Raw genomic sequence first — 17219 nt, forward strand, 5'->3', positions numbered from 1 at the left:
TGTCGAATTTCCTGATAAGATAATTCTTGCAGTTAAATTCGACACATTGTCAAAGATCATGTTCAAGAAACTTGGATTAGTTCTTTCTACCGTCCTTCTCGCGATCGCCGCCTTCGCCCTCTCCGCATCTCCGGCTGCGGCTGACTCTTACACCGTCAAAATGGGGACGGATACTTTCCAACTCAAATTCGATCCCGCCGAACTCAGCGTCAAACCGGGAGACACGGTAAAATTCCAAAACAATCAACTTGCCCCCCACAATATTATTTTTGACCAAGAACCCCTGACTTCCTTGGGAATGGCCCCAACGAAAACCTTAATTCGTCCCACAGATTCTCATTCCGTTACAATTCCCAACGATATTGCTGCCGGAACTTACACGTTCTACTGCTCTCCTCACAAGGGTGCCGGGATGACGGGTAAACTCGTTGTCGAGTAAAATTCATATCTTTCTCAGACAAAGGGAGGGGCATTCGATTGAATGCCCCTCCCTTTATATTTAAACTGTTGCAGCAGCCCCTAAAGCCTCTGATTTCAACAATTCAGCCTTATCGGTTCGTTCCCACGGTAGATCGAGATCCGTCCGTCCCAAATGACCGTAAGCGGCGATCTCTTGGTAAAAACGTCCGCCTCGTTCTTTGGGCAAACCACGTAAATTAAAGGTTTGGATGATACCAGCCGGGCGCAGTTCAAAATGTTTCTGTACTAATTGTAAAAGAATTTCTTCATCGACTTTACCCGTACCGAAAGTTTCCACCAAAACACTGACAGGACGCGCTACGCCGATCGCGTAACTGACCTGTACTTCGCATTTTTCTGCCAGTCCCGCCGCGATGATATTTTTGGCCGCATAACGACAAGCATAGGCCGCCGAGCGATCGACTTTGGTGGGATCTTTGCCGGAAAATGCCCCGCCGCCGTGACGAGAGTAACCGCCGTAAGTATCGACAATAATTTTCCGACCTGTCAAGCCCGCATCCCCTTGGGGTCCACCGATGACAAATTTGCCCGTAGGATTGACGAGAAAGCGAGTATTCCGATCGGGTTTGACCTCAATATCGGCAAAAACAGGTTTGACCACCGCTTCCATGAGATCGGTTTTAATTTTGGCTTGAATGGCTTCATTGTCCGTCAAATCGCCGATCGCGGGAGCGTGTTGGGTGGAAATCAAAATCGTATCGATGCCGACGGGTTTGCCATCTTCATAAATAACGCTCACTTGGGATTTGCCATCAGGACGGAGATAAGGGAGATCTCCGGTTTTGCGAACGGCGGCTAAGCGACGGCAGATCCGGTGTGCCAAACTAATCGGCATGGGCATCAATTCGGGAGTTTCGTTGCAAGCGTACCCGAACATTAGCCCCTGATCTCCCGCACCAATGCGATCGAGTTCATCATCGCTTAACTGATGCCGTTCTTCTTGGGCGCTAGTAACCCCCTGGGCAATATCGGGAGATTGTTCGTCGAGGGCGACGAGGACGGCACAACTATCAGCCGCAAAACCATTACTGGAATCAGTGTAGCCAATTTCAGCAATTTTTTTCCGCGCCAGATCGACAAAGTTAATGTGGGTCTGAGAGGTAATTTCGCCAGTGATCAGAACTAAACCCGTATTAACCACAACTTCGGCAGCAACGCGGCTGTATTCGTCTGCTGCCAGTAAAGTATCTAGGATCGTATCCGAAATTTGATCGCAAATTTTGTCGGGATGTCCTTCAGTGACGGATTCTGAGGTAAAAAGATAACGACGAGACAATATGTATTTCTCCTTTAGTTCATTAATTAAGATGCCAGCAAACACCATCATAATCTGAGTAGTCAATAATGACCTCTTCCCGATAATGAATGTTTAACGCTCTTCCTTTTGACAATATCATCCCCATATCTGAATTTTGTGACCATCGGTCAGAGAGGCGATCGCGATAATCCTTGGGGTTTATTCTCTTTAATCGCGGTTCTCTGTTTGTTGTTCCATTGATTGACAGACCTTCTCGCGATTTCATGACTCATTGATAATTATTCAACATTTCCGGATTAAACCGTTGCAAAATTGGGACGGCTTTGGTTTGGGTGGGTGTTGACCCTTGGACGACGACTAAATATTTACCTTCCTCCAAACGATTGCGATAGGGGAGTGCGTCCCCACCTCCTTGAGATAAGCCCACGCCGCCACCAACAAAAATACTGCCCATTGTTCCCCCCATTGCTCCCAAAAGTCCGCCGAGGATATTATTTCCTAACTGTCCCGTCCATGTAAAAACATTCGTGTGAGCGATCGCATTAAAGGTAAATCCTGCCGCAAAGCCAAAAGGAATCAGCCATGCCGCCATAAAAAGTGCTTGTTTCTTTGCCTGTTGCCCCGGGTCAATAAAGCCAAACTCATCAGCACTTTTGTAACCCCGACCTAAAATTGTGAGGAGATCCGTCGAGATGCCAACTTTTTCTAAAGCAGTATAAGCCTCTTCTGCTGAAATGCGATCGCGCAATACTGCGATTAAATAACTCATAAACCCTAGGAAATCCAAAATCTTTGCAATGAACTCCTTGATTATGGTGCATTTCTCGATACAATGCCTACTGCGTTACTGCAAAACTCATAACTCGTAGTTTCTTAAACTTGTTTTTATCGTTATGGCCAAAGTTCTTGTCTCCGACCCCATCGACCAAGCGGGAATTGACATTCTCTCCCAAGTCGCCCAAGTGGATGTCAAAACCAAACTCCCTCTAGAAGAACTCATAAAGATTATTCCCGAATACGATGCCCTGATGGTGCGATCGGGAACGAAGGCAACCCAAGAAGTCATTGATGCGGGAACGCAACTCAAAATTATCGGACGGGCGGGGGTAGGTGTTGATAATATTGATATTCCCGCCGCGACCCGTCGAGGAATTGTCGTGGTTAACTCTCCAGAAGGGAATACCACGGCCGCCGCCGAACACGCCCTAGCCATGATGCTCTCTCTGTCGCGCCATATTCCAGCTGCCAACCAATCCTTGAAGGAAGGACAATGGGATCGCAAGCGTTTCGTGGGGGCAGAGGTTTATAAAAAAATCCTCGGGGTCGTCGGTTTGGGGAAAATTGGTTCCCATGTGGCTACTGTGGCCAAGGCAATGGAGATGAAAATTCTCGCTTACGATCCATTTATTTCCTCCGAACGTGCCGAACAATTGGGCTGTCGTTTGGTGGATTTGGATTTTCTCTTTCGAGAGTCCGACTATATTACCCTCCACATTCCCAAAACTCCAGAAACGGCAAATTTAATCAATGCTGAAGCCCTCGCGAAAATGAAGCCCACCACCCGCATTATTAATTGCGCCCGAGGGGGAATTATTGATGAAGCGGCCTTGGCTGAAGCCTTACAAGCAGGCAAAATTGCCGGAGCCGCTTTGGATGTTTTTGATAGCGAACCGTTGGCAGAATCGCCGTTGCGAGATGTGGGAGAAAAAATCGTCCTCACTCCTCATTTGGGTGCTTCTACGGCTGAAGCTCAGGTCAATGTGGCGGTGGATGTGGCCGAACAAATTCGGGATGTTTTATTGGGACTTCAGGCGCGATCGGCGGTCAATATTCCGGGTTTAAATCCCAATGTGATGGAGAAACTCAAGCCTTATTTACAATTGGCGGAAACTTTGGGAAATTTGGTGGGACAACTGGCTGGTGGACGCATCGACCAGTTTACTGTCCGCTTACAAGGAGATTTAGCCACCGAACAAAGTCAGCCGATTATTGTGGCTTCCTTGAAAGGGTTGCTTTCCCAAGCGTTACGGGAACGGGTTAATTATGTCAATGCCAGTATTGAAGCTAAAGAAAGGGGCATTCGGGTGATTGAAACGAAAGATGCTTCGACTTCTGATTACTCTGGCTCTTTACATCTCGATGCCCACGGTTCTTTAGGAGAACATTCTGTAACTGGGGTCTTATTAGAAGATGGGGAAATTCGGGTAACCAATATTAATGGCTTCCCGATTAATTTACCGCCAAGTTCCCATATGCTCTTCACTTTGCATCGAGATATGCCCGGTATTATTGGCAGGTTGGGGATGTTGTTGGGGAATTTTAATGTCAATATTGCCAGTATGCAGGTGGGTCGCCAAATTGTGCGAGGTAATGCCATTATGGCCTTAAGTCTAGACGATCCTCTCCCGGATGGATTGTTACAAGAAATCACTGAGATTCCGGGAATTAGTGATGCCTATACGGTAATGCTTTAAAACAATGAATAGCGAACAATGAACAATTGGTGGGAAATTAATGTTCTGTGCGAGCCGATCTTAGAAGATCTGGTCTTTTGGCGGCTGGATGATTTTGGCTGTCAGGGGACGGCAAGCGAACGACAAGGGGAATCTTTGTCGGTGCGAGCATATTTCCCCCAAGAGTTGGCGCGTTCTTTGGATTTGGCGGCTTTGTCTCTCTGGTTGCGTCAAGATGCTCTCGCGATCGAGATGCCTCTGCCTTTGACTCAATGGAAGTTAATTGATGAGGAGGATTGGGGCAGCACTTGGAAACAATATTGGCAGGCGCAGGAGGTGGGCGATCGCTTGCTGATTTATCCGGTTTGGCTCACTCCTCCAGAAGATAGCGATCGCGCCATTATTCGCCTCGATCCAGGGGCTGCTTTTGGTACGGGAACTCATCCCACCACTCAACTCTGTTTGGAGGCTTTGGAAATGCGGCTCTCGGATGATGAGGATGCGATCGCGATCGCGGATATCGGTTGTGGTTCGGGGATTCTCTCCATTGGGGCAATTTTACTCGGTGCCAAGCAAGTCTATGCTGTAGATGTCGATCCCATGTCCGTTAAATCTACTACGGTTAACCGCGATCTCAATCAAATTGATGCCCAACAGTTAATTGTGCAAAAGGGAAGCATCGATCGCATTTCTCCATTGGCTGGCGGGCAAGTCGATGGTATTGTTTGTAATATTTTGGCGGAAATTATTATCGAAATGATTCCTCAAATGACAGAAATCACCAAACCCAAAGGCTGGGGCATTCTCAGTGGCATTCTTCTCGACCAAGCCAAGCCGATCGCCGATCGCCTCGAAGAACAAGGCTGGGTGGTGGCGACGCTCTGGAAGCGAGGAGAATGGTGCTGTTTTAATGTGAGGAAACCTTAATTGAATTTTTGAGAAGAGTCGCTCGACTCTTCTCTTTTTTTCCGCTCTATCTTGCCAAGTCGAAGTCATTATGACTATGATATAAAAAGCGAACTCGTTATGAGTTTGCTCTATGAGTTTGCTCTCATAGCCACAATTAATTTACGATTTCTGAAAAATTACAGACACTAACAAGGAGATGCGATCGTGACAGCAGCACAAGTCGTTCAGCCTCAAACCGATTTCTATCCCACGCGGATCGATCTCGCCGCCGATATTCGCACCACCGTGGTGAGTATTCTCAGTCAAACCCTCGCCAGCAGTTTGGATTTGAAAACCCAAACCAAGCAAGCACATTGGAATGTTAAAGGAATGGATTTTATTCAACTGCACGAAATGTTTGACGAAATGGCAGGCGAATTAGAAGAATTTGTTGATATGGTAGCAGAACGAATTACCGCCCTCGGAGCTATTGCGAAAGGGACGGCTCGCGTTGCTGCCGAAGCGTCAATCTTACCCGAATATCCTCTGAATGCCGTGAGTGGGAAAGAACATCTCGTTGCCCTCGCCGATCGCTATGCTGCCTATGGCAAACACCTGCGCGAGGCGATCGATAAAACCGATGCGGCAGGAGATGCAGATACGGCAGATCTGTATACAGAAATCTCCCGGGCGATCGATAAACGTCTCTGGTTTTTAGAAGCTCATTTGCTCGGGTAAAAAATCGGGTTAAAGAAAAAGTGAAGGAAGGCGATCGTCTTAAACTAGACTTTTGCCTTTCCCGAATTTGTCATGCTCGAATTTCTTATGGGGAACTGGTAATGGGTAATTCTTCGGCAAGATTGCCATCAAGTTCTGAACTTGTGTATTGACTGGCAGTTGTGGTTAAATTCTGAAAAGAATAACCCATTCCTCGTTCTGTGACTATAAATTCGGGTTGTTTGGGATCGGCTTCAATTTTGCCTCGCAACCGAGAAATATGAACGTCTACCAGCCGCAAATCTCCCGGTTGTCTGGGAGTATAGCCCCAAATGGCTTGCAAAATATTTGCACGAGAAATAGGCTCTCCAGATTGAGCAATAAGCAACTGCAAAATATTAAATTCAATTTCGGTTAAACGAATCGGTCGATCGCCAAGAGAAACCCTCCTTTTATTGGGATCGATCTGGAGAAGCCCCATTTGCGTGACACCGGGATCGCTACAATTTTGCCAGCCAATCTTTTTAAACCGACGCAAAATGGTTTGAATTCTTGCCTCTAATTCTTTGGGAGAAAAGGGTTTTACTAAATAATCATCTGCTCCAATTTGCAATCCTGCAATACGATCGGCTACATCAGCTAAAGCTGTTAGCATAATGATAGGAACTTCAGATTCTTTGCGAATTTCTTGACAAATATAATACCCATCTTTTTTGGGCATCATCACATCAAGAATTACGAGATCTGGCGTTTCTCGAACAAACAAAGCGAGTGCTTCTTCGCCATCAGAAGCGGTAACGACTTCGTAGCCTGCCATAGTCAGGCGAGTTGTAAGAATTCGTCTGACTGCTGGTTCGTCGTCTACCACTAGGATTTTCCCCTTGTGGTCTGTCACGTTTCGCAAGAATTAGTTAAACTAATTCAGATAATAAACTGAGTTTTTTACTATTCTGAATCATATCACGATCGCTAACCTTTAAGCAAACAAAATATTCCCTCTAAAACTCAAAAAATATTGTTTTTGTCTTTTTTCTGTCTGAGGAGAGAGATGAATTTTTCAGAAAGTTAACAAATATTTACATCAAAAGAATTGACAGGAGTTGAGAGGATGATTTATAGAAGTTATTTATAGTGATATTTTAGACGAAAGAGATAGATAGCTGCTATAAAACTCAGCAGAATATTTGTCAAGAAAATCATGATGATTTTTTTCAAGTCGTTTTTTCAAGTCAATTTTTTAGGTCTACAGAATGTTGGGTTTTCTCAACCTCAATAAATCTTCCGGATTCACATCCCATGATTGCGTGGCCAAGGTGCGGCGACTGCTCAAATTAAAGCGAGTCGGACATGGAGGGACTCTCGACCCCGCCGCAACAGGAGTCTTGCCGATCGCGATCGGCAAAGCAACTCGCTTATTACAATATCTACCGAAAGAGAAAGCCTACCATGCTAAAATTCGCTTGGGCATGCAAACGACAACAGACGATCTCGAAGGAGAAATTTTAGAACAGCGATCGCATTGTGCGATCGAGTTAGCACAAATTCGAGCAATATTACCGCAATTTATCGGCAATATTGAACAAATTCCTCCCATTTACAGTGCTATTAAACGAGACGGAAAGCGGATGTACGAATTAGCTAGAGCAGGGGAAAAGGTGGAAGTCCCAGCCAGAATCGTTGAAATTAACAGCATTGAGATTTTAAATTGGCATTTAGGAGAATTTCCCGAAGTTGAGTTAGCGATCGCTTGCGGAGGAGGAACTTATATTCGCTCAATTGCACGAGACTTAGGAAAATTACTCGAAGTGGGAGGGACTTTAGCAAAATTAGTGAGAGTGAAGAGTTGTGGTTTAGAATTAAAAGATAGCATAACTCTGGAAGATTTAGAAAATGCGATTCAAAAAGAACCATTTCAACCCATCGCCCCAGAAATTCCCCTCCAACATCTAGAGGCGATCGTTTTAGAAACAGATACTGCTAAACGATGGTGTCAGGGACAAAAAATTGACAGACAAGAGAAAGATCGAAAGCAAGAGAAAGTAGAAATATGTGTGCGAGTTTATGATGAAGAAAAGAACTTTCTTGGTATTGGTAAGCAAGTCAATCTTGATGGAGAATGGCAACTTATTCCCAAAACTGTTTTAGTTTAGCAAATAAAACAATTCTATATCCTTTCAAAGGAAAAGAAAGAAGAAAACCAATAACAAACAACTAATAACTAATAACCAATATGAAAAATCTTCTGATTATTTTCTTTTCTGGTGGACTGGGAAGTACGAGTCGGTATCTTGTCGGCACTTGGATCGGCGATCGCTGGCAAAGTAACTTGCCTCTTGGTACATTTACCGTTAATATTATCGGCTGTTTTTTGATTAGTTTTTTTATCGGCGCGATCGAAAGATATAATTTACCGCGCGAATGGAGTTTATTATTAGTAACGGGTTTTTGTGGCGGTTTTACAACTTTTTCTTCGTTTATTTACGAACAAAGTCTCTCTCTGAAAGATAAAGCTCATATCGATTTAATGCTCTACTTGATGTTGAGTATTTTTACAGGTTTGACAGCAGCATTATTAGGATTTGAGTTGGCTAAAAGATAAACTCGCTGATAATTGCTATATCAAGATGTTCTTTCATTATTTCTATCTTGCCATTGTTGTTCAAGAGTTTCGAGTTTCCATCTAATTTGTTTTATTTCTGTTTCTTTCATTTCCAACCATTGTTTTTCCTTTTTTTTATCACTGTAAATTGAATCTAGTTTAGAAATAATCAAGCAGATTATCATAAAAACAAAACATAATGTATACTGTTTTAAAAATAGAGCGATCAAATAAATTATCGTTAGTAAATCAATAATAACTATCGAGTGTTCCTGTAAACTGTTCAAGATGGATTTTGGTGTTTTTTTCTCTACTTCGATCGCTTTTTTCTGATTCATTTGACTTTCTTTTTTCTAGACTATTCTGTTGGTTTAGAATGGTGTTCTATTTTTTCTATTTGAATCTTTAGTTCCTGAATTTTTTCTTCCAATTGAACGCGATTTTCTCCATTTTTGACAATCCGAATGATATTAATAATCACGTCAGCAGCCAATAAAGAAAATAGGCTATACGCTCCTACTGTTTCCAAATTCATTAGACTTGAATTCCTTTTTTCTTAAATCTTAAAGTTTTATTTTTGCTTCATCTTTATCGTTGTCTGTTATTCTAACATAATAGACAATACCCCGATCGCGATCGCGCCACCGCTCCTGATGTCGATCTCTGGTTTAATGGAAATATTGTCATGACTCAACTCATAGTTGGTAATGCGTAATCGATCGTTGAGAGCAATAGCAAAAAAGGAGGGAAAATGCGAATTTTAATCATGGGTGGAACTCGTTTTATCGGGGTGTCGCTGACCAAGATTCTCGTCGATCGCGGTCATGAAGTTGTATTATTCAATCGAGGTAGCAAACCCGCACCCGTAGACGGAATTACACAAATTCACGGCGATCGCAAAAACGCCAGTGAGTTAAAAGATAAACTGAAAAACGAGAATTTTGCGGCTATTTTTGACAATAACGGGCGAGAAGTAAGCGATACGCAACCGCTTGTAGAATTATTTAAAGATAAAGTCCAGCATTTTGTTTATGTTAGTTCTGCTGGCGTTTATTTGAAATCTCAACAAATGCCCCATATTGAGGGCGATCCCGTAGACCCGAAAAGCCGTCATAAAGGCAAGCATGAAACAGAAAGCTACCTCGAAGAAATGGGACTCCCGTGGACTTCCGTGCGTCCGGTTTATATTTACGGACCCGGCAATTATAACGATGTCGAAGCTTGGTTTTTCGATCGCATTGTCCGAGATCGCCCCATTCCTATTCCGGGAGATGGTTTAGCCATCACGCAATTGGGTCACGTCCAAGATTTAGCAATGGCAATGGCGGCAATTTTAGGCAACGAAAAAGCAAAAGGACAGATTTATAATATTTCTGGCGATCGCTATATCACATTCAAAGGTTTGGCTTTAGCTTGCGCTGAAGCGGCTGGAAAATCGCCAGAAGACATTAAACTCGTTCATTTTGACCCGAAACAATTTGATTTTGGCAAGCGCAAGGCTTTTCCATTACGAGTCCAGCATTTCTTTACCGATATTCATAAAGCCAAAATAGAATTGAATTGGCAACCGAAATTTGACCTTGTTTCCGGCTTAAAAGACTCCTTTACTCATGATTATCTGGTCTCGGGACGCGATAAGAAAGAGATTGATTTCTCAATTGACGATGAAATTTTAAACGCAAATTAGCCGATCTGGCGATCGCATTTTCTGAACTCAGGGAATGCGATCCCTCAATAAAAGGATGAGAATTCATTAATATTTTGAGAATGTAATTTCCCCAAAAAGAGCGCAAAAAATGAGTAATTTAGTTTATTATGTGGCGACCAGTCTAGATGGCTTCATTGCCCGAAAAGATGGTTCTTTTAATGATTTTGAATGGGACGAGCAAGTTATCGCCGACTTTTTTTCGGATTTGGAAAGTTTTGGGACTGTACTGATGGGTCGCAAGACGTATGAAGTGGGGCTTCGCGAAGGAAAAACAAGTCCTTACCCTCATTTAAGACAAATCGTATTTTCACAAACTATGAAAATAAGCCCAGATAAAGCAGTTGAGTTAATTCAGAAAGATATCCCCAATTTTGTGCGGGATTTGAAGGCCACATCTGAAAAACCACTTTGGTTATGTGGAGGCTCCCATCTTGCCTCAACTCTCATGAATGAAGCATTAATCGATCGCGTAATTATTAAACTCAATCCTCTCGTTTTGGGATCTGGTATTCCTTTATTTCAAGAATATATTAACCCGTACAAATTAGCCTTATCGGATATGAAAAAATATGATTGCGGAATCGTTAAACTCTCTTACAATGTCGTTCCAAAGAATAACAAATAGTGAACGGAGAAAAAGAAATAGTACCGATCGCTCACAATTGATACTTGATAATTAATTACAATGCCTGCGCTCTCAACCATGCGATCGGGAGGTAGCACATTTTTGTCCATTTGGGAACAAAAGCACGCTGACTAAACACATCATAATCATTGCGCTCGATAATATCCAAAATCCCTTGATAGAGCATCAGCGCCGACCAAACCGGCCAGCGTGCATCCCGCGTCAGGGCGCTAATTCCTCGCTCTGCCGAGCGATAAAACTTGCGAGCGCGTTGAATCTCAAAACGCATTAACTCCCGCCAGCGATCGTCCACGACTCCATTCAATAAATCCTCTTCCGTATAATCAAATAACGCCAAATCTTCCAAGGGTAAGTAAATGCGCCCTCGTCCAGCATCTTCCCCGACATCTCGCAGGATATTAGTGAGTTGATTGGCAATCCCGAGAGCGATCGCTTCTTCGGTTGCCGTTTCTGTTATTTCACCTGTTATTTCGCCCACTTTGTTTTGATTCCAAGGACACAAAGCGCGATCGCTGGCAAAACCCAACACCGGACTCGTCATGAGTCCAACGGTTCCTGCGACGCGATAGCAATAAAGCTCTAATTCTTGAAATGTTTCGTAACGACAGCGATACAAATCCATGTGCTGTCCGGCGATCATATCGCGAAAAGGTTGAATTTCCACCGGAAAGCGCTCGATCGTATCGACAAGGGCTACATCGGGCAATTCTACTGGATTTCCCGCAAAGACCGATTCTAAATTTTTCTCCCAGCGCTCGAGAGTATCGGGAGTCGTCAACCGTGCCTTCGGACCATCGACTAACTCATCAGTGCGGCGACACCATTCATAAATTGCCCAAATTGCTCGACGTTTTGCCATCGGCATCAGTAAAGTACCGAGATAAAACGTTTTGGAATAAGTGGCCGTCACTTGGCGGCAGTATTCATAAGCCTCCGCGAGGGATGCGAGAGAACTTTGCGTTTTTTGTTCGGGTCTAGGCAGTTGCAGCATTCATCCGGTGAAACGTTTCCGAGGGAAGAGTGGGTGAGATTTTATTGACCGAAGGCAATTGGCCATTAGGATTGTCCCATTCAAGGGGGACTGAGGGAAATTTTAATTTCCAATCCAAGAAAGGTCAACGATTAAGGGGTTTATCCTTTCACGAGCAAACTGTTAAGAGTTTGCCAAAGAAAATTGAGGATTTCCCCGGGTTGTGGCATCTGTGGCGATCGCAGCCGCCGTCAGTTTGCCGGATAGGGTCGCGCCTTCCATACTTCCCAAATATTGTTGCATGGTATAGTCCCCACTCAAATAAAAATTTGCAATTGGGGTCACTTGAGAAGGACGATAGCTTTGGCGACCCGGGGTGGCTTTATAAACCGAGCGCGGAGTTTTGACGACATGGGATTTCAGCAACTGCGCCGGATTTTCCCCGGTAAAATGTTGTGGGAAAAGTTTTTCTAACTCCAACATTGTCGCGGCAATAATCTCCTTGTCCGGTTGGGAAATCCAATCTTTGGCCGGGGCGAGAACCAATTCCAACATGGAGCGATCGTCATTGGCATAAGCCTTACAGGTGTTGCTCATATCCGCATAAACACTCAGCAGAGGCGATCGCGAGAAAAGCAGGTGATCGATATCTGTGAGCTTGCGATCGAACCAGAGGTGCAGGTTAATCACTGGAACCCCTTCTAATTCTTCAAGCTGCTGGAAATAATCCATTTCTCGCCACGCTGAGGGCAAAATGACCTTGAGAGGGTCTACCGGCATGGCCGAGACATAGGCATCTGCCTCCAATGTCCAATCGGCTTGCCCGTTTATCCCCCGTAGGAGGAAGCCTTGTACCGAACCCGCTTCATTGAGGAGAATTTCCTTTAAAGGGGAATTTAACTTCACCTCACCGCCGCGATCGCTAATATAATCCACAATCGGCTGGCAAAGGCGCTCGGTAGGAGAACCATCGAGAAAAGCCATTTTCGAGCCTTCTTTCTCTTGCAAAAAGCGATTTAATGCCGTGAGCAGAATTGTGGCAGAAATTTCATCGGGATTAATAAAATTTAACGCCTTCGACATGGCAATAAAGACTTCTTTTTCCACCCGAGGCGGCACATTTTGTTTCTGCAACCATTCTGAAAAGCTATATCGATCCATTTCCTCCACATAGGATTGACCGCGAATCATCGCTGGAATTAAGCCAATACCAAAGCGAATTTTTTCTGCCCAAGTCAACATATCGTTGTTGCGAAGAATGGCAATTACCCCATTCCAAGGGGCGGGAAGATCGGGAAAATTAAAACGGGAGTAAGTTCCCGGGGCGTTGGGTTGATTGAAGATCATCGCATGCTCTTTCCATTGCAAGCGGTCTTCAATGCCCAATTCCCGAAACAATTGCAGAAGATTGGGATATGCGCCAAAAAAGATATGTAGACCGGTTTCGTACCAGTCCCCTTCTTCATCTTGCCAAGCCGCAATTTTCCCCCCCAAAACGTCCCGACGTTCGAGGACGATTGGGATATGCCCGGCATCCGTTAAATACTTCGCGCAGGATAATCCCGCCAAACCTGCTCCGGCGATCGCAACTCGCATTTGAGGATAATTCTTAAAATTTGTTTACATTTTTTTCATCTAGCCATTATACGTTGCAATTTGTTACATTTGCTCATTCTTCGGGGAATTTTCCTGAAAATGCGTTAAAAGCGCCTGCAATCGCATCCGCTCGATATAAGGCCAACCGCCAGTTTCTTCAATATCGCGTAAAACCCGAGCCAACTCTCGACGATTATCTGGCAAAGCCGCCAAAAATAACTCCTCGCGAATTTGGCGATGGATAGACTCGAGCGATCGCAAGATTGAAAGTAAAGCGCAAGCGTCACCGCGATAGTCTTGCGCTAAAGACCCAATCGCCTCTTGAATTTCCGCCAGTTGAGCCGCAAGCTGCTGCAATTCTAAATTCTCTGATTCGTTCATGGGTCTCCAATTCGGTTTCAGTTCTAGATTGCGCGAAAACGTCTCGGATTCCAAGGGGATATCGCCTGCGCTAGGGAAAAGCGGCGCTCCCGTGTACAATTCTCTATCAGTAGCTCAATAAAGCAATTTGAAATTTAAGAAACCCTGCTCGAATAGGAAACGAATCCTGTCGAGCTTACTTTTCGGGTTTCATTTTTGGAGTTATGGAGAAATCTTAAGACGCGATCGCATCTTGTTTCCCCATTATTCCCCAAACTTTTTCGACATTCGAGATTGACAAAAAAGAGGTTGATTATTATGAGATATTATCGGGCATTTATGGCTGCTTTCCTAGCCCTTTGTTTGGGTTTTCTCACAGCTTGTAGCGAACCCCCCAGCGCTGCCGATGCGACTTCGGGACGGCTGACCTACGATGAAATCCTGAATACTGGATTGGCAAATTTATGCCCCGCACTCGATGAAACCGCTCGAGGTTCCATTCCTCTCGAAGTCGGTCAAACCTATAACATTTCTGGAATGTGCGTGGAACCCCAAATCTATTTTGTAGAAGAGGAAGGTGCCAATCGCCGCAAAAAATCTGAATTCGTTCAGGGTAAAGTGCTAACGCGCTATACCTCCAGCCTCGATCAAATATCAGGAACTCTCGTCGTTGATTCAGAGGGAGTATTAACGTTTACAGAAGAAGACGGGATTGACTTCCAGCCCATTACCGTACAACTCCCCGGTGGCGAACAAGTTCCTTTCATGTTTACCATGAAAAAACTCGTTGCCAAGAGCGGGCCGGGATACGATTCCCTTAATGCTTCAACGGATTTAGAAGGCGAATTTTTCGTTCCTTCTTACCGAGGCTCAGTTTTCCTCGATCCCAAAGGTCGTGGGGTTGCTAGTGGTTACGACAATGCCGTTGCGCTTCCGGCTGGAGCCGATTCGGAAGAGTTTGAACGTGCCAACGTCAAGCGTTATGAAACTGGAACCGGGGAAATGTCTTTGCAAGTGACCCAAGTTGATGGGCGAACTGGAGAAATTGCCGGTAATTTCGTCAGCTATCAACCTTCGGATACGGATTTGGGAGCCGACGATCCTGAAGAAGTGAAAATCCAAGGCATATTTTACGCACGGGTTCAACCCTCCTTTGAGTAATCTGAGGGATTAGGATTCGGTTGAGGGTGTCGGATTTAGAGGGGCTCGATCGCCGCCAAAATCTGACACCCTCAATTATTGAGATTTTAAAGTTGTCATAAATCGTGTTGAGAGAATAAACTTGAAAAGCAGAAAAATAATTTTGAGTTCACTTCTTTTTGATGTTCGATCGGTGTTAACTGGGTGACTCTATCATGTCAACTTCTCTTTCCGATAATCTGAAATGCCAGAGTTTGCAGTTACTGCACGACTACAGTCAGCAACCGCAAACCCCCCCCATGCGCAATCAAATCCGCAACCAACTCGTAAAAATTAATTTGGGTCTCGTCCGCAAAGAGGCGCATCACTGGGTCGATCGCTGTAACGAAAGTTATGAAGATCTCCTACAGGTGGGATGTTTGGGATTAATTCGCGCCATCGAACGATTTAATCTCGATCGCGGTCATGCTTTTAGTTCTTTTGCCATTCCTTATATTCGCGGTGAGATTCAACACTATCTCAGAGATAAAGGATCTTTTGTTCGCATTCCTCGACGCTGGTTAGAGTTACGCCAACAATCGATCGGGATTGCCCGCAAAATGCGATCGCAACTCAACCGCCAGCCGAGCGATCGAGAATTAGCCGAGGCACTGAAAATCTCCCTAGAAGAATGGCAGGATATTAAACTCGCCCATCAAAATCGAGAACCCCTCAGCTTAGATCTTCCGATTGGCAATGAAGGAGAAGGCCGCACGAGTTTGGGAGACCTCGTTCCCGATCGCCGATATTACAGTTTTCAACTGGCAGAAGAAGACCGAATTCGCCTGCAACAAGCCCTCGTCCAACTCGAGACTAAAACCCGAGATGCGCTTGAATTTGTGTTTCTCCACGATTTAACCCACAAGGAGGCGGCAGAAATATTGGGAGTTAGTGTCGTGACTGTTTCGCGTCGCCTTAAAAAAGGACTGAACGCTCTCAAACAATTAATGGGAAAAGGATAAGATAATCGTAATGCCATCTAACAAGATCGCATTTTGCTCTCGCGATTTTTAGCTAAGATTGAAGTGTAAATGATTCTTTAATAATAATTTGCATCGTTGTTGGTCAAACGGGGAATGAATGATGAAGAAATTATCGATTTTGCTGGGTTTAACGTTCTTAGCTTTTGGCTTAGAGGGGTGCGAAACCTTATCTTCATTACCTTTTTTAGGAGGAGGATCGGAAGATGCTGGGGACGTTTCTGTTAGTCCGGTAACGACAGCCCCCAATACACTGCCCGCAAATCCTTCTGGAGAGAACGCTCCCGATGGTCAAGATCCTAATAATCCCGAAGCCGGCGATCCTGAATTTGAAGATCCCGTGGTTGAAGGAGAAGATGCAGAATTACCCGCCCCAGATGGTTTGATCCCCATCACCGATCGCGATACTGCTATCAAAATTCTCGAACAAAATCAAGGCCGACAAAATCCTTTTGCGACGCTTCCCGTTCCCGCAGAAGTTGCTCGGAGTTTTGCGGGAACCCTCAACCCCAAACTCCCTATTTTTCCCTATCCTCCGAGATCCCCTCGGGCTCAAAAGCGAACGCAGCCTTTTAATACACCAGGAGCAGGCTCTCAAACTCCCTTTAACACCCCACCACAAGAACCGCAGACTCCCGAACCACCGAAATTGCCAGTTTTTCCTTACCCTCCCATTCCACCTCAAGCTGAAGAACGCCCAGTCCCACTTCCACCTCAAGCTGAAGAACCTCCAGTCCCGCAAAGTCCCAGCAATACACCTTTGGAGTGGACTGGAGAAGATGAAGAATTCAACCCCGACGATCTTCCCGCTTTACCAGAACCGACGATTGCCAATGGTTTAACCGTGACGGGGGTGGTCAATCTCGGTGGGAGTGTTAAAGCAATTGTTCAAGATGGTGAGGGGAAAAGTCGCTATGTCAGTCCGGGGGAGTATTTAGGGAGTGGACAAGTACTCGTCAAGCGCATTGAAATGAATCGAGGACCGCAACCCGTTGTTATTTTTGAAGAGTTGGGAATTGAAGTCACGCGAGCGGTTGGAGAGCCTCCAGCCAATAATACGAATGCCTAAACGAGAAATAATCTCTTGTCAAAAGATGTCTCTTGCTATTTATCGCGAAGTCGCAGCGCACTTGCAGCAAGTTTTAGGTATGAAAGTTGAAATCTTATCTCAGTCTTCGCAAACTTTTGCGTATTCTCAGAGTCAAATTGAAGGATTATTGCTCGCCTATCCCCAGAGTTTCCCTGACAATTCTCCAGCCAAGACACCTTGCGATCTCCAAGAGCAAAATTGCCAAGATCGAGTTGAGGCCATTTTAGCTTATTACGCAAAGCGTCATGGCCAATGGGAACGTAATGAGGAGGAAGTTCAGAGAGAAAATTGAGCT

General features: G+C 44.8%; 20 protein-coding genes. 12 read left to right on the top strand and 8 right to left on the bottom strand.

What is annotated here, in order from left to right:
- Positions 1 to 58: 58 nt before the first annotated feature.
- On the top strand, positions 59 to 439 hold the full coding sequence (gene petE, locus AC6RV6_RS02190; protein ID WP_500238634.1) for a plastocyanin: 381 nt from the start codon (positions 59 to 61) through the stop codon (positions 437 to 439).
- Between the two features lie 60 nt (positions 440 to 499).
- Here petE and metK read toward each other — a convergent pair whose 3' ends face one another.
- Both metK and AC6RV6_RS02200 read right to left on the bottom strand, forming a co-directional pair.
- On the bottom strand, positions 500 to 1756 hold the full coding sequence (gene metK / locus AC6RV6_RS02195) for a methionine adenosyltransferase (protein ID WP_500238635.1): 1257 nt from the start codon (positions 1754 to 1756) through the stop codon (positions 500 to 502).
- Between the two features lie 250 nt (positions 1757 to 2006).
- Positions 2007 to 2507 (bottom strand): hypothetical protein, encoded by a 501-nt coding sequence (locus AC6RV6_RS02200; RefSeq protein ID WP_500238636.1) that lies wholly within the window; start codon positions 2505 to 2507, stop codon positions 2007 to 2009.
- Between the two features lie 124 nt (positions 2508 to 2631).
- Here AC6RV6_RS02200 and serA point away from each other — a divergent pair, with 124 nt between their 5' ends.
- From serA to dps, 3 genes are all read left to right on the top strand, one after another.
- A complete protein-coding gene (gene serA / locus AC6RV6_RS02205) occupies positions 2632 to 4212 on the top strand; it encodes a phosphoglycerate dehydrogenase (RefSeq protein ID WP_500238637.1) in 1581 nt (526 codons plus the stop codon).
- Positions 4213 to 4230: 18 nt separating this feature from the next.
- Positions 4231 to 5118, top strand: coding sequence for a 50S ribosomal protein L11 methyltransferase (gene prmA, locus AC6RV6_RS02210; RefSeq protein WP_500238639.1), 888 nt, complete (start codon positions 4231 to 4233; stop codon positions 5116 to 5118).
- A gap of 186 nt (positions 5119 to 5304) precedes the next feature.
- Entirely contained in the window at positions 5305 to 5817 is a 513-nt protein-coding gene (gene dps, locus AC6RV6_RS02215) for a DNA starvation/stationary phase protection protein Dps (protein WP_500238642.1), read from the top strand.
- Positions 5818 to 5902: 85 nt separating this feature from the next.
- Here the strand turns inward: dps and rpaB are convergent, their stop codons facing one another.
- Positions 5903 to 6691 (bottom strand): response regulator transcription factor RpaB, encoded by a 789-nt coding sequence (rpaB, locus tag AC6RV6_RS02220; RefSeq protein ID WP_500238644.1) that lies wholly within the window; start codon positions 6689 to 6691, stop codon positions 5903 to 5905.
- Between the two features lie 355 nt (positions 6692 to 7046).
- Here rpaB and truB point away from each other — a divergent pair, with 355 nt between their 5' ends.
- Both truB and crcB read left to right on the top strand, forming a co-directional pair.
- A complete protein-coding gene (truB, locus tag AC6RV6_RS02225) occupies positions 7047 to 7946 on the top strand; it encodes a tRNA pseudouridine(55) synthase TruB (RefSeq protein ID WP_500238646.1) in 900 nt (299 codons plus the stop codon).
- Positions 7947 to 8026: 80 nt separating this feature from the next.
- The gene (gene crcB / locus AC6RV6_RS02230) at positions 8027 to 8395 is read left to right on the top strand and encodes a fluoride efflux transporter CrcB (RefSeq protein WP_500238649.1); all 369 of its coding nucleotides are present in this window, start codon (positions 8027 to 8029) and stop codon (positions 8393 to 8395) included.
- Positions 8396 to 8415: 20 nt separating this feature from the next.
- Here the strand turns inward: crcB and AC6RV6_RS02235 are convergent, their stop codons facing one another.
- Positions 8416 to 8733 carry a hypothetical protein gene (locus AC6RV6_RS02235; protein ID WP_500238650.1) on the bottom strand — a complete coding sequence of 106 codons (318 nt, stop codon included), beginning with the start codon at positions 8731 to 8733 and terminating at the stop codon, positions 8416 to 8418.
- Positions 8734 to 8753: 20 nt separating this feature from the next.
- Entirely contained in the window at positions 8754 to 8930 is a 177-nt protein-coding gene (locus tag AC6RV6_RS02240) for a hypothetical protein (RefSeq protein ID WP_500238651.1), read from the bottom strand.
- 216 nt (positions 8931 to 9146) lie between these two features.
- On the opposite strand from AC6RV6_RS02240, the gene AC6RV6_RS02245 reads away from it, so the two are divergent.
- Complete coding sequence (locus AC6RV6_RS02245; protein WP_500238652.1) at positions 9147 to 10082, top strand: NAD-dependent epimerase/dehydratase family protein; 936 nt, start codon at positions 9147 to 9149, stop codon at positions 10080 to 10082.
- A 109-nt stretch (positions 10083 to 10191) separates the two neighbouring features.
- Positions 10192 to 10728 (top strand): dihydrofolate reductase family protein, encoded by a 537-nt coding sequence (locus AC6RV6_RS02250; RefSeq protein WP_500238653.1) that lies wholly within the window; start codon positions 10192 to 10194, stop codon positions 10726 to 10728.
- 55 nt (positions 10729 to 10783) lie between these two features.
- On the opposite strand, the gene crtB is transcribed toward AC6RV6_RS02250, so the two are convergent.
- The 3 genes from crtB to AC6RV6_RS02265 form a co-directional block, all read right to left on the bottom strand.
- On the bottom strand, positions 10784 to 11740 hold the full coding sequence (crtB, locus tag AC6RV6_RS02255) for a 15-cis-phytoene synthase CrtB (protein WP_500238655.1): 957 nt from the start codon (positions 11738 to 11740) through the stop codon (positions 10784 to 10786).
- 162 nt (positions 11741 to 11902) lie between these two features.
- On the bottom strand, positions 11903 to 13315 hold the full coding sequence (pds, locus tag AC6RV6_RS02260) for a 15-cis-phytoene desaturase (RefSeq protein WP_500238656.1): 1413 nt from the start codon (positions 13313 to 13315) through the stop codon (positions 11903 to 11905).
- Between the two features lie 63 nt (positions 13316 to 13378).
- Entirely contained in the window at positions 13379 to 13696 is a 318-nt protein-coding gene (locus AC6RV6_RS02265; RefSeq protein WP_500238659.1) for a hypothetical protein, read from the bottom strand.
- Between the two features lie 297 nt (positions 13697 to 13993).
- On the opposite strand from AC6RV6_RS02265, the gene AC6RV6_RS02270 reads away from it, so the two are divergent.
- The 4 genes from AC6RV6_RS02270 to AC6RV6_RS02285 all read left to right on the top strand — a co-directional run bounded on the left by AC6RV6_RS02270 (position 13994) and on the right by AC6RV6_RS02285 (position 17216).
- Positions 13994 to 14836: a photosystem II manganese-stabilizing polypeptide gene (locus AC6RV6_RS02270; protein ID WP_500238660.1), complete on the top strand. Its 843-nt coding sequence runs from the start codon at positions 13994 to 13996 to the stop codon at positions 14834 to 14836.
- 194 nt (positions 14837 to 15030) lie between these two features.
- A complete protein-coding gene (locus AC6RV6_RS02275) occupies positions 15031 to 15816 on the top strand; it encodes an RNA polymerase sigma factor SigF (RefSeq protein ID WP_500238663.1) in 786 nt (261 codons plus the stop codon).
- A 118-nt stretch (positions 15817 to 15934) separates the two neighbouring features.
- Positions 15935 to 16903, top strand: coding sequence for a hypothetical protein (locus tag AC6RV6_RS02280; protein ID WP_500238664.1), 969 nt, complete (start codon positions 15935 to 15937; stop codon positions 16901 to 16903).
- 25 nt (positions 16904 to 16928) lie between these two features.
- Positions 16929 to 17216 (top strand): hypothetical protein, encoded by a 288-nt coding sequence (locus tag AC6RV6_RS02285; protein WP_500238666.1) that lies wholly within the window; start codon positions 16929 to 16931, stop codon positions 17214 to 17216.
- Positions 17217 to 17219: the final 3 nt, after the last annotated feature.

The sequence above is a fragment of the Spirulina sp. LEGE 11439 genome (assembly GCF_059821285.1).